A 14,508-nucleotide genomic window follows, 5' to 3' on the forward strand; every position below is an offset into this window, starting at 1 on the left:
TAGAACATGATCAGATTGTCTTTGAGTACAGAGAACTGCTGTTTAACAGCGTACAATAAACTTCTTTCCATCAGACAATCTTCCTGCAGTAATAATGGTAGGAGTGATTTAGATGGAAGCCCTTTTAGAATGTTGTTGTGGTATTGATGTACATCGAGATACGCTGCAAGTATGTATACTAAAGGGCCTTACGGATACCCCAGAAGTGATTCGTGCTGAGTTTAAGACAATGCAACAAGATTTACAAGAATTAGTTCAATGGTTAATTCATCACGATTGTAATCATATTGCTATGGAGAGTACCGGTGTGTATTGGCGGCCAGTATATGAAGCAATCGAAGAATGCCACAGTAACTATCAATCTTTACTTGTAGTAAACGCCCATCACATGAGAAACTTACCTGGCAGGAAGAGTGATATAAAAGATTCCGAATGGATTGCCACACTACTTAGGCACGGATTACTAACCCCAAGTTTTATCCCAGATAAAATCACCCGGACGCTGCGAGAGTACTCGAGACTCTACCGGTCCTTTATCGGTGAAAAGAGCCGGTATTTAAACCGTTTAGAAAAATTTTTACAGACGCATGGCTTTAAGTTATCTTCTGTGATGAGTAATATCTATGGCGTAAGCGGTAAAAGACTGTTATATAAGCTATCAGAAAAAGGGTACCTAATCTCAGCAGATATAATCGAAGCCGTGGATCGACGTGTAAAAGCTTCGAATGAAGAAATTCATGCTGCCATTAAAGGCAAACTGGCTATTCTTGAACGCAGATTACTTAAGACACTACTTACAAAAGTAGACCAAGTCCAAAGTGAGATTGACGAAATCTTGGCGATTATGAGAGAGGTAGCGGAGCCTTATCAATCTGCAGTAGAACAATTAGACTCTATCCCCGGGGTAGATACCGTAGCGGCCTATACAATCATCGCCGAGATTAGTGCGACGCCGCATAATTATTTTAGCACCAGTGCCAAGCTATGCTCTTGGGCTGGATTATCACCTCGAAATGATGAAAGCGCGGGAAAAGTTAAGTCTAGAAAGATACTGCATGGTAATCCGTATATCAAGTCTATCTTGTGTCAAGTTGCTTGGGCAGCTGTACGAGTACGAAACAGTTCGTTTGCGCTGTGGTTCTGGTCACATCAAGGAAAATTGGGCAAAAAGAAAGCTATTATTGCGGTGGCGAGAAAGATTCTAACGCTTATTTACAAGCTGTTACAATCTGGCGAGTTCTACGACTCAATAATTGCCTTAAAGGCATACTCATCGCCACCACTACATAATAGCTAACTTAACTATACCGCACTTAATTATCGATATTCAATAGCTTATCAGTACTTTTTTATTCGTCTATTTGATAGGCTTATTTTGTTGTGCGTTTTTTTGAGACCTTCAGTATATTTTTTTTCACAATACCGTCCCCTTGAGTCTTCGATTGGATAAACTAGAGGCGCAGATCTTGTTACAAAAAGATCTGCGCCTCTAGTTTTATCTAGTCGGACACATCTAGACAAAATTCATTCTCTAGAAATAATTCTACTGGAATTACTTGGAGTCAACATGATTATCAGCCAATAGATTTGTTAACTTGTAAGGCTATACCGCATAACTATTCCCTTTTTCTTGTAAAAATTTTCCCCACAGTGGGGACATGTCTCTTAATCGCTGAACAATTCCAGGTAGCACTTGCAAAACATAGTCAATGTCTTTCTCCGTTGTGCCGCTTCCCAGGGTAAGTCGAAGCGATCCGTGTGCAATTTCATGTGGCAGTCCAATCGCGAGTAATACATGGGATGGATCAAGCGATCCAGAAGTACACGCGCTACCACTGGAGGCGGATATCCCCTTGCTGTCCAATAGTAAAAGCATCGATTCTCCTTCAATGAACTCAAAACACACGTTCACATTTCCCGCCATTCTTTTATCGCCTGTCGGACCGTTTAGTTTACTATGAGGTATACGTGAAAGTCCTTTGATCAGTTTATCCCTTAAGTGTACCAGCCGCTTGTTTTCCGTGCTCATTTCTTCTATCGCAAGTTCAAGAGCTTCCCCCAACCCGACAATTCCTCCAATGTTTTCCGTGCCTGCTCTTCTTCCTCTTTCCTGCCCGCCGCCATGAATAAGACTTTCTATTTTTATTCCTTTTCGAATATAAAGCACCCCTACCCCCTTGGGACCATAAAATTTGTGAGCGGCCATAGAAAGCAGATCAATATTCATGTCTTTCACATCTATCGGTACATGCCCTGCTGCCTGTACGGCATCGGTATGAAAAAATACATTTTTTTCGCGGCATATTTCCCCGATTTCCTTAATCGGCTCAATTGTGCCGATTTCATTATTAGCAAACATGACGGAGACCAGTATTGTTTTATCCGTAATAGCCTGCCGCAGAACATTAAGATCAACAAACCCTTCTGAATCAACTGGGAGATAAGTCACCTCAAACCCATTGTTCTCCAAAAATTCACAAGTATGTAAAATGGCATGATGCTCAATTTGAGTGGTGATGATATGATTGCCACGGTGTTTATTGGCAAAAGCGATGCCTTTCAATGCCCAGTTGTCGGCCTCAGAACCGCCGCCGGTAAAAAAGATCTCACCTTTATCGGCATTGAGAGCTTTTGCTACTCTTTCTCTGGCGTGGTCGATGGCCTGTTCAGTTGCCCGGGACATGGTATAGATGGAAGAAGGATTACCATAATAAGTATTTAAATATGGGAGCATTTCCTCAAAAACTTGCGGTTTAATGTAAGTTGTTGCGGAATGATCCAAATAGATATGTTTGTCACTCATGTTTTACACTCTCCTTATTTTTCTTCATTGCATTATAATCATCAACCATATCTTGAAGCGTGGTCCGACTTAAGTTTACACTATCAATGCTTTCTTTGCTCCTAACCCAGAGGCGTCTTGTGGCACAACAGTCACTATTGATATAGGTGGTCTCTTCGATGCAATCCGATCCCCGTAATTATTTTACATTAATAGTAACAAATCCGATCGGTATTGTCAACATTGACAACGACTTTGCCACACAGCCGTGGTACAAGCAAATTACAGTATTGTTGGCGGCCATTTATCCCTCTATAGAGCTTGTCCTTTTCCCAATTTTTTCTTTGATAAATTTTGCAAATGCTCGTTCACGGAACTTATCTCATATCCACCCATTCTAATAACTGCTCGGTTTCGTTGCTTTTAGCCTCATCAAACCGGGCAGCAGCAATTGAAATTCTTTTGTACAAGCCAAATACGCTAAAATAAGTTTATGAGGATCTGTAGATAATGAACTTAGTTGCGGTTGAAATAATGTAGCTATAAAAAATTTATTTTGGGGTAACTCAAGTATTCTCACCTCACCTTTCTCATCTGTGCCGACTACTTTAAAACCGTTTTCATCTATCAATTTTCGATAATTGGGGTTAAGTCCAAAATTACAACTAAAGCGTTCCTCAACTTCTGTTTTGTTATAAAACTTGTAAATCCTTGAGTTTTTGTTTATAAAAATTTTACGTGTTTCTCCAACCAGCGAACATGATAGAGCAGTAATAATTAAATTTGAAGCATGTGGGTCATATTCTGCATGTTGTGCATCATTCAATCCTAATTTATTCCGAGCATACTCAATAACTGTGTGCTGAAATCCTGCACATGTCCCAATAAAAGGATAATCTTTTTCCCTTGCAAATTGAATTGCATTTAGTGCTCCCTTCATGCTCTTATATACTCCAGGTGCACACCAAAGTCCATCAAATTTGCTAATGCTTTTATCTGTATCTCTTTCTAATAATTCGGTAGGTAGCCATTGTAACTCTAAATTAATTCTTAAATAATCTGCACAGTGATTTAGTGCTTCATTTGTCGCCTTGTGTGATGGACGTTCCGATTCAAAATCTCCAATTATTCCTATTTTAATAAAATTGCCCACTTCTATCCCTCCAGTATCTTTTTCGATTAATTTACTCAATATAGTATAATATCAAACAAGGGATACGAGAAACCTCAGTTTATGGCACATCATACCAAAAAGAAAAAGGCCAGAAAATACTCCATAACCGGAGTATTTTCTGGCCTTCAGCCTCGCTTACCAATCAACCAGGAACCATATACATATTACTATAGATAATACAACTTTCTTTAACATTTTCATATGATGTATCACAAAAAGACTGCACTCCAGAATTATGGAATACAGCCTCTAGCTAATCGACTAGTCAGTATTCCCCACTGACTTTCCTGTGGATACCTTTAAGTAATTCAAACGCTTTATCCGTACGTTCCCATGGCACATCTATGTCTGTACGGCCAAAATGCCCATACGCGGCAACCTGCTGATAAATCGGCCGCCGGAGATCTAACTGCTCAATAATTGCTGCCGGCCGTAAGTCGAAGTTCTTGTTGATAACATCCAGTAATTCGCGGTTGCTCAATTTCCCTGTACCAAAAGTATCAACAAAAATGGATATCGGTCTGGCAACCCCAATAGCATATGCAATCTGAATCTCTGCCCGTTTAGCCAACCCGGCGGCAACAATATTCTTTGCAACATATCTTGCCGCATACGCTCCGGAGCGGTCAACCTTGGTAGGGTCTTTTCCCGAGAATGCCCCGCCGCCGTGCCGGGAATAACCGCCATAAGTATCTACAATTATCTTGCGTCCAGTCAAACCGGCATCACCTTGCGGCCCGCCAATGACAAAACGTCCGGTCGGATTCACCAGAAATTTAGTTTTCTCATCTAGTAGTTGTTTTGGCACTATTTCATCAATTACCAGCCTTTTTAAATCTGCCGCAATTTGTTCCAATTCTACATCAGGCGCATGTTGTGCCGAAATCAGAATAGTTTCAGCACGCACCGGAATAAAATCTTCGTATTCAATCGTAACTTGAGTTTTACCATCAGGTCTTAAATAAGGCAACAGCCCTTCTTTGCGGACAGTTGCCAGCCGTTTGGCCAAACGATGGGCAAAAGCGATGGGCGCCGGAAGATATTCATCCGTTTCATTCGAAGCATAACCAAATACAATACCCTGATCACCTGCACCAATTTTATCCCATCTCTCGTCACTACTGCCACTGCGGCTTTCCATCGCTTGGTTTACCCCCTGGGCAATATCCGGCGATTGCTGGTCAATCGATACCAGAACAGCAGCCGTACCGGCATCCAAACCATACTCCGATTTAGTGTAACCCACCTTGGCAATCGTGTCTCTGGCAATTTGGCTAAAGTTAACATTGGCTTTCGTAGAAACCTCTCCTGTTAGCAATACCAACCCAGTATTAACGCTTGTTTCGCACGCTACTCTGGCTTGAGAATCCTGAGTCAAAATGGCATCAACGACTCCATCGGAGATTTGATCTGCTAACTTATCAGGATGACCTTCAGTAACCGACTCTGATGTAAAAAAATAGCGTTGTTTGGACATATCATTCACTCCTAAAGAATATTCTACTAACATAAAGACCTGTAAATGACTCAAAAGAGGCCAACAGCAATAAAACATGCTGTTAGCCTCTTATTTTTTAAGTCAGCTATCTATACAATGTGGGGATTAGAACTCTCTTCTTGCAACAATAAACCTTGCAACACCGTCTGAATTATTATTAGCAATTATCCCGGTTGATTTTTCCTTTAACTCGTAAACTGCATTTGATACCGCATAAAACTCATCACATGCTTTTAGAAGAGGGATATCATTAAAATTGTCACCAAAGCCTATGATCCGGTCAAAACTACAATAGTTGCGGATATAGTTTACTGCATTGTACTTTGAAGCGTTGGTGCTGTACACCTCCAGGTACCACAGATTCTCAGTGTAAACATCATTAGAAAGCACCATGTCGATACCCTGCAGTTTTTTCAAATCAGGCAATAATTCCGATAATCGCTCTTTTTTCCCCATAAAAACAAAGTAGATCACTTTATTATCCTTAATTTTATCAGAAAAACTGGCAATCTGTTCAAAAGATTTAGCGTATTTCGTCACCCGTTCGTTATGATAAGCTTTTAGTACCGTTGTATTCAAACTCTCATAATATACCTGCAACCGATTATCAAAAACCGAATACATAAAGCCGGTAATTTTATGTTTCTTTATAACCTCGACAATAGTATACGCCGCTGCTGCTGGTATCGTTTCTGTTTTTATGTATTTACCGTCTAATATATCATAGATTACTGCCCCGTTCATCAAGACAACAGGTGTATTAACTTGAACACCTGACAGTATCTTTTGGGATGATACTGCTGTCCGTGCAGTTGCAACAGAAAAATATCCACCACTGGCAACAAGAGTATTTAGTGTTTTCTTAGTGTTTTCACTGATCTCTTTATGGCTATTTAGCAATGTCCCATCTAAATCTGATATATACAAAGATTTTATTGTCACAGCGCCCCTCCCAATCAGGCAAATTCAATCCCTTGAAGCTACAGCACATAATTACGATATTAATACATTCATTTTAACTGTTGACAGCAGCACTCAAATATAAATAAGGCCGGAGCAGACTTCCACTGCCCGGCCTTCAGTTTGCTTACTGATCAACCAACTACTGTCTCGGTGCATACAATATAGCATTTTCTGGTCCAATATTTTAAAGAAAACACGGCTTGCGCCGAGCCTCTGACGACAGCGGAAGCCGATGTTGCCTTATCCAGGCAGAAAGTTATACTTTCTAACAGGACAAGAAACTAGCTATTTCACGTAATTTATCACGTTTTCTTTTCTGACAGGAGCATTTACCGCTTCGATTTTCTTATAGCCCAGCGCCACTGAAGAAAATGGTTTATACCCTGCCGGTACACCCAGCTGTTGTTTATACTGTTTCCCCTGTTCGCCGCTGAAGGCGAATAAGGTGAGATTGATCCAGCATGAGCCCAGGCCGATGGATTCGGCAGCCAGCAGTATATTTTGGGTAGCAGCCGCGCAATCGGCCTCAATAACCAGACCGTCCTCCTTGCCGGAAACAAGTACTACGGTCGGGGCACCGTAAAATATATTGAATTTTTCATTCTTTGCAATCTGTTGAATATGCTCATTGTCGATTTGGGCGGCACCTGCTTTGGCACTGACATTTAACCGCTCAAGTAATTGCTTGTCTTGAATTACAGTAAAATGCCAAAGCTGCTGGTTTCCAGCGCTCGGGGCATAAAAACCGGCCTCCAAGACAGTCTGCAACTCTTCATCCGTTATTGGGTCCTCTTTAAAGCTGCGCACGCTTCTCCGCTTTTTAATTGTTGTCAAAACCTCGTTTGTTGCCATCTGAATACCTCCCGGTTATTAAATTACTTTATCCGATGACTAACCTACTCTAAGACTCCCATCTTTCTTGTGCCCTTTAGGGTATACAAGTGGTAGTCTTAGAGCGGGTTCCCTGGAAGTTGGGCGACTAGCCTTCAGCTGGGGCTAAAACCCCACCTGAAGCTAAGTCTACTTTATACTATTAACAGCTTTTTGCGCCCATAAGGAATCCTGGAAAACGGCCCTGCCGACACCTATGAGGTCTGCTTTGCCTGCTGCCAGCAATTGTTCTGCCACCTGTGCTTCAGTAATACCGCCTGTAAGTATTACCGGGATCGAGACAACTTCTTTAACCGCTGCACTTAGTGGAGCGAAATAGCCCTGTTCATTGTTCCCCGGGACAATGTAGCCCGAGAAGCCGCCGGAAATATCAATGACATTGACACTGGCTTCGGCAAAGGCCCTGGCGGCAATTTGACTGTCGGCAACAGTGGTTCCTCCGTCTACATAGTCAGAAGCTCCCAGCCTGAGGAGAATAGGAAAATCCTGACCTACAGCCGCCCTGACGGCATCAATAACTTGCAGGTGAATCCTGATTCGCCCCAACACATCACCGCCATATTCATCAGTGCGCCTGTTAGTCAGCGGTGAGAAAAACTGATTAAGAAAATAGCCATGCGCCGAATGAATTTCCACACCGTCAAAGCCGGCTTCCTTTACCCGCCCTGCTGCAGCACCAAAGTCTGCAACAATCTCACCAATCTCCTCCCGGGTAAGTTCATGAGGTATCCCCCCTTTACGGGGGTTCTTTACAGCCGAAGGCCCAACCGGAGTAACACCGGTTACCGCTTTGTCTGCCGCACTCCCGGCATGATTGATTTGCATGACAGCTTTGGCACCATTACGGTGAATAATGGCTGCCAGTTCTTTTAAGCCGTCAACCACACTGTCATCAGCAACAGACAGTTGACTCTCACTGGCTTTCCCTGCCTGCTGTACAAAACTGTGTTCAATAATGACCAGTGAGAGATAACCACCTGCGGTTTTTTCATTATAATACTCAAGGATGGCTGAGCTGACCTTACCATCCGGTTCAGCCTTGGAAGTAGCCATTGGCGGCATAACCAGACGATTGGTCAAGGTTAAAGACCCAATCTGTAATGGTTCGAGTAAATAGGGCATCCAGAAACCTCCTTCGCTGTGCTTACTTATAGGAAATAAATCCCTATTATCATCTTACCCTTTCGGATTTTAATTCACAAGTACGCACTAATTTGTGCCATAGTATCAATTTGTATACTGCCTAGTTGGCTATTTAAATTCATGAAGAGCCTTTTCTATCCGGGTTAATCCCTCCAGCAACACACTGCGTTGGGTAGCAAAGTTCAGCCGGGCAAAGCCTTCCCCCTGGCTGCCAAAATTTTTGCCGGGATTGAGTCCCACTCTTGCTTTATGCACAAGAAACTCTTCCAGTTCTTTGGCATTGGTAAAGTAGGAACGAAAATCCAGCCATGCCAGAAAAGTCCCCTCAGGCTTGACTACCTTGATGCCAGGTAGCCGGTTCCGGACAAACTCGACCAAAGTATCGGCGTTCCCATCAAGATATTGCAGTAATGAATCCAGCCATTCCTCACCCTCCCGGTAGGCGGTTTCGGTGGCAACTGCCCCAAAAAGATTATTGCGGTTAATATGTAATTTGGCAAACCAAGAACTGATGAGGGCCCGCCGGCGCTTGCAGGGGACAACGATAAACGAGAAATTAAGCCCCGCGATATTAAATGTTTTACTGGCAGCCATAAAAGTAACCGTCTCTTTAGCCACCGGTGTGCCAAGTGAGGCAAAAACAGTATGCTGCGGCTCACCGTAAACCAGATCATTGTGGATTTCATCTGACAAGATATCGACCTGGTATTTTTTGCAGAGTTCATATATTTTGGCCAATTCCTCCTTGCTCCATACCCGGCCAACCGGATTATGCGGGCTGCAGAACAACAATAACTTGTTTTGAGGGTCGGCCAGTTTTTGCTCCAGATCATCAAAATCGATCTCATAACGGCCATCTTTAACAAGCAGCGGGTTTTCCACAATCTTTCGGTCATTATCCTTGATGGAAGCAAAAAACGGCGGATACACCGGAGGTTGAATAATAACGCCGTCGCCTGGCTCTGACAGGGCTAAAATAGACAGAATAATCGACGGAACAACGCCCGGAGCCAGTAAAATCCAGTCTTTTTCGATTTCCCAATTATGCCGGTGTTTGACCCAGTCGATAAATGACTGATATAGCGGCGCCTCCTGCGTGTTGTAAGCATAGATAGGATGCTGCGCACGCTCCAGCAACTTGGTTGTCACAGCGGCAGGCGTAGCAAAATCCATATCGGCGACCCATAGCGGCAACACATCCCGGCTGCCAAACACTTTTTCCACCGCATCCCATTTACTGCTGCCTGTTCCCTGGCGGGGAATGATTGCATCAAAGTCAAATACCGTTTTATTATTTACCATACCTAAATTCCTCACTTGATTTATAGTTATATATTTTAATTATACATAATTTATGTCCGGTAGTATCAAAATCTATATCGTATAATCATCAACAGGTAAAATCCTTTTAAGAAACTGTTTAGTTCTTTCTTCGCGGGGATGAAAAAGAATCTCCGCCGGCGGTCCCTGTTCGACAATAACGCCGCCATCAATAAAGATCACCCGGTCGGCAATATCCCTGGCAAAAGATATTTCATGGGTAACGACAATCATCGTTAGTCCTTCCTGGGCCACCTTCTTCATAACCCCCAGAACTTCGCCAACAAGCTCAGGGTCTAAGGCCGAGGTTGGTTCATCAAAAAGAATGGCTTCAGGGTTCAGGGCGAGAGCCCTGGCGATTCCCACCCGTTGTTGCTGTCCGCCTGACAGTTGACTGGGATATGCATCCCATTTATCGGCCAGACCGACTTTTCCCAGAATTTGACGGCTGGTTTTTTCTGCTTCCTCCCGGGGAATCTTCCGGGCAACCACCAGCCCTTCCATGATGTTTTCCAGGGCTGTTTTGTTTTTAAACAGATTATACAACTGGAAAACCATCGCGGTATTTCTTCTGATTTCCAATATCTCTTTCTTGGAGACATGGTTGCAATTAACACGGGTATTCCCGACAGTAATTTCTCCGTTATCAGGCTGCTCCAAAAAATTCAGGCATCTTAGCAGAGTTGTCTTGCCTGAACCACTGGGGCCAAGAATAACAACAACCTCACCCTTTTCCACTTTCAGGTCGATGCCTTTCAATACTTCATGTTTGCCAAACGATTTATGCAATCCTTTAATTTCTATCATACTACCCCACCCTTGCCATAAACTCCAACTCTGCATTCCAGAAAGGCCACCAGGCGCTCTACCAGGATGCACAATAACCAGTAAATAATCGCGGCAGCTACATAGGCCTCCAGGAACTTATAATTGCCACTGGCCTCATATAGCGTAGCATTAATAATTTCAACTACTGAAATCAACGATGCAATCGCTGAACCCTTAATGAGGCCGATGAAGTTACTGCCGATTAACGGGATAGCCACAGGCAAGGATTGCGGAATAATGATACGCCGCAGCATCTGCCCGGAAGTCATTCCCACAGAATAGGCGGCTTCGTGCTGGCCGGCAGGTACTGACTGGAGGGCAGTTCGCATGACCTCGGAAAGATATACTGTGGCATTTATAGACAACCCGACTACAGCAATCAACGTATAGGAAAGATCCTTTGATGACATTTGCAGTCCAAAGGTTCTTGCTAGCGAATCAAAGCTCAAACTTACTGCCAGATAAAGGATTGTCAGTTGAAGGACAAGGGGCACTCCCCTTAGGAATATTACAAATACAGTAAATAGTTTATCAAACGGACGTATTTTGAATAACCTGATAATAGCAATTCCTGTACCAAGTAATAGTCCGATGATTAGCGGTACGATTGACAGTAACAGAACAACAGGAATATATTTTATTGCTACGCCGATTTCAAAAATTAAAAAAGATAAATCAAACTGAAACCCCATGTTCTCACCTGCCAACTACAGAAATTTTATTATTTGTTGCTACTTTTGCACTGGGAATCGCATTGTTGATGCCGATTCTTCTCTCCAGCCATTTAAAAAACTGTTCCAGTATAAAACTTAAAACAAAGAAAATTATGGCAGCAGCGGTGTATGCTTCAAGGGAGCGATGCGTACTGCTGCTGATAGCCTGAATTATGCCGATAACATCAATTACACCCAGAGTATAGGCCAGAGAGGTATCTTTAAGCAGAGACACCACTGTGTTGCCCAGAGCCGGAATAGCAATCTGTATGGCCTGTGGGGCAACAATGCGGGTAAAAGCCTGCCAACGAGTCATCCCTACCGAGAATGCAGCTTCCATTTGTCCTTTATCCACCCCAGCAACAGCAGACCTGACAATCTCTGATAAAAATGCGGCTGAATTCACAATATAGGTAATCATTACGAATATCAGGGTGTCCCAGCGGTTGATATTGGCGCCAAAAGCCCCCGCGATCAATGGTAATCCTATATAAACGATAAACAACAACACCAGTATGGGAATCCCTCTGATAAAAGAAACATACGCGGTAGCCAGCTGTGACAATACTGGTACTTTATACAACCGGGCGACCGCGATGCCGGTTCCCAATACCATGCCAAAGAACAGCGCAACCACAACAATATAGAGTGTGATATGCAGCCGGGACAATAATTGGGGAAAACTATCAATAAATAAACTAAAGAGAAATATATTTTCCATCCTGGTTTAGCCCTTCCTTATTTTTTAGGAATATAGTCGCCCCCAAGCCATTGTTTCGAAAGTTGCACAAGAGTGCCATCCTCTTTCATGGTTTTGAGAACAGCATCTATATCTTTTTTCAACTGTGCCCCAGTGGGATCATCCTTGCGATACAGATAATAGGAGTTAGAATAACTGATCGGTTCGCCTACAGTCTTAATTTTCGCTTTATAAGTAGCACGATAATCATCGACATTTCTTTGGATATTTACAAAAGCATCGGTCTTGCCTGACTCAAGGTTTTGCAGGGTTATGGTCGTATCTGATGCTGCAAATACTAAATTCAGTTTGTTACCATGTTCCTTATTCCATTTATCAACAACATAAGTTTTGTTTGTCGAAGCCTTGCCAACTTCAATCGTCCCACTAATCTTTGCCAGATCGTACAACGTTTTTATATCATTTCTGTCTTCTTTGACCACCAGCTTCAGGTCATATATTGTCACACCTTCATCCCCAAACAGAAACTTGTTTTTCCTGTCGGGATTGACTTCAAACTGATGGGCTGCCAGATCTATTTTGCCTGTTTCAAGACTGACCAGGATAGCATTAAAGTCAAATGTTTTGAATTCGAATTCATACTGAGGCAGCTTTTCATTTATTTTTTTTAGAACCTCAATTTCAAAACCGGTTAGATTGCCTTTTTCATCTAAAAAGCAGTATGGTTTATACGCGTTTCCTGTACCGATGACGATTTTCTTTTTTGCGGCAGCCGTCGGTGCTGCAGACTGGCAGCCAGTCAATATCAGGGACATCAGAGTAAACATAGCCAGGGCAAGTGCAATAATTTTTGATTTTTTCATAATAAAACCCCTCCGTTTTTTTATTTATCCGATGACTAACCCGCTCTAAGACTCCCGTCCTCTATAGGCGGGAGTTATACCCAAAGGGCACAGGCGAGCGGCTTCCCTGGAAGTTGGTCGACTAAACTTCAGATGGGGTTAAAACCCCACTGAAGCTAAGTCTCTCTTTATCTTGCTCAAGCAGCCGCTTGTGGTACGAATGAGCGGTATACAAAGCAGCCACTGGATTATGGCCAGTCACCCGGTCTTTTACTACCAGGGTGGTAACCAAGGCATCCGAGTATTTGGTAAATAAAGAATCATGCCCCACGCACAGCCCGACAACAACATTTAAGTCGGTCTTTTGATAGTTAAGTATGCGGGCCTGCAAAATCGGATTACACATGGATTCGTGATTTCCTGGCTTGAGTTTATGTTCTTCCAGCACGCCAATTTCTGATTTATCTACAGATCCGACTTTGCAAATGGCACTGTAATATTCCAGGCCTTTTGCATCCAGGATGTTGGCAAATATTTTGGCTTCTTCAATCAAACCGGCGCAGGTCGCAATACCAATTTTCTTTGCACCGATCCGGTTGGCAAATTCAATAATTTCCTCTACTCTCGTCTTTTTACCGTAAAAAAGTCCTTCTACCTCGGCAGACGCCCGGGCAACAACGGCATCCTGATGATCGCCTTTCAGATAATTTTTGATTTCTTCAATATCGCCGGCAATCGAATGTCCGTCATTGTCTTTAGTGGTTAAACAAAATCCCGGAAAGTGCTGACTCCTAGTTCTACAATTGTAAACATTGCAATCTGTGCAGCTTAAACTATGTGCGTCTTTTTTAGTACTCATGATAATTCCTCCAGTTTCCCTCTGTCTGTTGATAAAATAAAAAGAGACCGAAGATGCTCTGCACATCCCCGGCCTTCAGTTTTCTGATCAACCAAGTCTTTTTACTATAAACTTATTATTATATCATCATTGCTGACTATATCCAAATGAAGATTAATGATAATTTACCATGCTGTTAAAGCAGTGTCAAGCGCTTTTTTTGTAAAAATAGCTATTTATTGAAATTACAGACATTTTTGTAAAAATTATTCAAGCAGGTTTGCTTCCCTGGCATAACGTTTGGCTTCGTCCAGCTCCTGCTGGGTGAGCATTGAATCCCGCAGTCTGTTAACTCGTTTCCCGATACTGTTGTTAAGAAAGCGGAAGGTAGGCGACTTCTCCTCCAGTTCATTCTTCATAAACCGGATGCAGCCATTACATTCGCGGTTATTTGCAACATGCGTCCGGGCATCAATCCTGTGCCACCAGGCCATGATGCGCATACCCAGCAGCAACGGTTCCCGCACCAACCTGAACCACCAATGCCGTTGATAGCACCATTTGGCAAGGAGATATGCACAATTCTTGCAAACAATATGGGATGTCTCAGATGCTACCATTCTTCTTCCCCTCCTTATAGGCGATTTTATAACCTCACCCAAGTCAGCGGATAGCATAAGCAAATAATAAACGAGTTGTACTTATAATAAAAGGCCAAGGTTCGTATATCGAACCTTGGCCTTCAGTTATAATTCTGATCAGCACACACAAACTCATAATGGACTCGGACATGAGATTGCCATATTTATAAGTTAT

Annotated in this window: 14 protein-coding genes; 1 reads left to right on the forward strand and 13 read right to left on the reverse strand. The window is 42.8% G+C overall.

The window, feature by feature from the left end; translation table 11 throughout:
- Positions 1-112 precede the first annotated feature (112 nt).
- The gene (locus VN447_RS12390) at positions 113-1,297 is read left to right on the forward strand and encodes an IS110 family transposase (RefSeq protein ID WP_325525665.1); all 1,185 of its coding nucleotides are present in this window, start codon (positions 113-115) and stop codon (positions 1,295-1,297) included.
- A 306-nt stretch (positions 1,298-1,603) separates the two neighbouring features.
- Here the strand turns inward: VN447_RS12390 and nifS are convergent, their stop codons facing one another.
- From nifS to VN447_RS12455, 13 genes are all read right to left on the reverse strand, one after another.
- Positions 1,604-2,803 (reverse strand): cysteine desulfurase NifS, encoded by a 1,200-nt coding sequence (gene nifS, locus VN447_RS12395; RefSeq protein WP_325525666.1) that lies wholly within the window; start codon positions 2,801-2,803, stop codon positions 1,604-1,606.
- A gap of 376 nt (positions 2,804-3,179) precedes the next feature.
- On the reverse strand, positions 3,180-3,935 hold the full coding sequence (locus VN447_RS12400; protein WP_325525667.1) for a CTP synthase C-terminal region-related (seleno)protein: 756 nt from the start codon (positions 3,933-3,935) through the stop codon (positions 3,180-3,182).
- 286 nt (positions 3,936-4,221) lie between these two features.
- On the reverse strand, positions 4,222-5,433 hold the full coding sequence (metK, locus tag VN447_RS12405; protein WP_325525668.1) for a methionine adenosyltransferase: 1,212 nt from the start codon (positions 5,431-5,433) through the stop codon (positions 4,222-4,224).
- 126 nt (positions 5,434-5,559) lie between these two features.
- Complete coding sequence (locus VN447_RS12410; RefSeq protein ID WP_325525669.1) at positions 5,560-6,396, reverse strand: HAD family hydrolase; 837 nt, start codon at positions 6,394-6,396, stop codon at positions 5,560-5,562.
- 306 nt (positions 6,397-6,702) lie between these two features.
- Positions 6,703-7,269, reverse strand: coding sequence for a nitroreductase family protein (locus VN447_RS12415; protein ID WP_325525670.1), 567 nt, complete (start codon positions 7,267-7,269; stop codon positions 6,703-6,705).
- A gap of 168 nt (positions 7,270-7,437) precedes the next feature.
- Positions 7,438-8,430, reverse strand: a complete 993-nt coding sequence (locus VN447_RS12420) for an NADH:flavin oxidoreductase (RefSeq protein ID WP_325525671.1) — start codon at positions 8,428-8,430, stop codon at positions 7,438-7,440.
- Positions 8,431-8,559: 129 nt separating this feature from the next.
- Positions 8,560-9,753 (reverse strand): PatB family C-S lyase, encoded by a 1,194-nt coding sequence (locus VN447_RS12425; protein WP_325525672.1) that lies wholly within the window; start codon positions 9,751-9,753, stop codon positions 8,560-8,562.
- Positions 9,754-9,825: 72 nt separating this feature from the next.
- On the reverse strand, positions 9,826-10,578 hold the full coding sequence (locus VN447_RS12430; RefSeq protein WP_325525673.1) for an amino acid ABC transporter ATP-binding protein: 753 nt from the start codon (positions 10,576-10,578) through the stop codon (positions 9,826-9,828).
- Complete coding sequence (locus tag VN447_RS12435) at positions 10,575-11,291, reverse strand: amino acid ABC transporter permease (RefSeq protein ID WP_325525674.1); 717 nt, start codon at positions 11,289-11,291, stop codon at positions 10,575-10,577. Before VN447_RS12435 ends, VN447_RS12430 begins: the two co-directional genes overlap by 4 nt.
- A gap of 4 nt (positions 11,292-11,295) precedes the next feature.
- Entirely contained in the window at positions 11,296-12,033 is a 738-nt protein-coding gene (locus VN447_RS12440) for an amino acid ABC transporter permease (protein WP_325525675.1), read from the reverse strand.
- Positions 12,034-12,050: 17 nt separating this feature from the next.
- Positions 12,051-12,875: a transporter substrate-binding domain-containing protein gene (locus VN447_RS12445; RefSeq protein ID WP_325525676.1), complete on the reverse strand. Its 825-nt coding sequence runs from the start codon at positions 12,873-12,875 to the stop codon at positions 12,051-12,053.
- Between the two features lie 121 nt (positions 12,876-12,996).
- Complete coding sequence (locus VN447_RS12450) at positions 12,997-13,713, reverse strand: DUF1847 domain-containing protein (RefSeq protein ID WP_325525677.1); 717 nt, start codon at positions 13,711-13,713, stop codon at positions 12,997-12,999.
- Between the two features lie 245 nt (positions 13,714-13,958).
- Complete coding sequence (locus VN447_RS12455; RefSeq protein WP_325525678.1) at positions 13,959-14,312, reverse strand: nitroreductase; 354 nt, start codon at positions 14,310-14,312, stop codon at positions 13,959-13,961.
- Positions 14,313-14,508 lie beyond the last annotated feature (196 nt).

The sequence above is a fragment of the Sporomusa sp. genome (assembly GCF_035561155.1).
GTDB lineage: Bacteria > Bacillota > Negativicutes > Sporomusales > Sporomusaceae > Sporomusa.

Bases quoted from the DNA above. Each gene is read 5' to 3' on its own strand.
- VN447_RS12455 (WP_325525678.1), bottom strand. From the start codon at position 14,312: ATGGTAGCATCTGAGACATCCCATATTGTTTGCAAGAATTGTGCATAT.
- VN447_RS12445 (WP_325525676.1), bottom strand. From the start codon at position 12,875: ATGAAAAAATCAAAAATTATTGCACTTGCCCTGGCTATGTTTACTCTG.
- VN447_RS12430 (WP_325525673.1), bottom strand. From the start codon at position 10,578: ATGATAGAAATTAAAGGATTGCATAAATCGTTTGGCAAACATGAAGTA.
- VN447_RS12420 (WP_325525671.1), bottom strand. From the start codon at position 8,430: ATGCCCTATTTACTCGAACCATTACAGATTGGGTCTTTAACCTTGACC.
- nifS (WP_325525666.1), bottom strand. From the start codon at position 2,803: ATGAGTGACAAACATATCTATTTGGATCATTCCGCAACAACTTACATT.
- VN447_RS12435 (WP_325525674.1), bottom strand. From the start codon at position 11,291: ATGGGGTTTCAGTTTGATTTATCTTTTTTAATTTTTGAAATCGGCGTA.
- metK (WP_325525668.1), bottom strand. From the start codon at position 5,433: ATGTCCAAACAACGCTATTTTTTTACATCAGAGTCGGTTACTGAAGGT.
- VN447_RS12390 (WP_325525665.1), top strand. From the start codon at position 113: ATGGAAGCCCTTTTAGAATGTTGTTGTGGTATTGATGTACATCGAGAT.
- VN447_RS12415 (WP_325525670.1), bottom strand. From the start codon at position 7,269: ATGGCAACAAACGAGGTTTTGACAACAATTAAAAAGCGGAGAAGCGTG.
- VN447_RS12425 (WP_325525672.1), bottom strand. From the start codon at position 9,753: ATGGTAAATAATAAAACGGTATTTGACTTTGATGCAATCATTCCCCGC.
- VN447_RS12440 (WP_325525675.1), bottom strand. From the start codon at position 12,033: ATGGAAAATATATTTCTCTTTAGTTTATTTATTGATAGTTTTCCCCAA.
- VN447_RS12450 (WP_325525677.1), bottom strand. From the start codon at position 13,713: ATGAGTACTAAAAAAGACGCACATAGTTTAAGCTGCACAGATTGCAAT.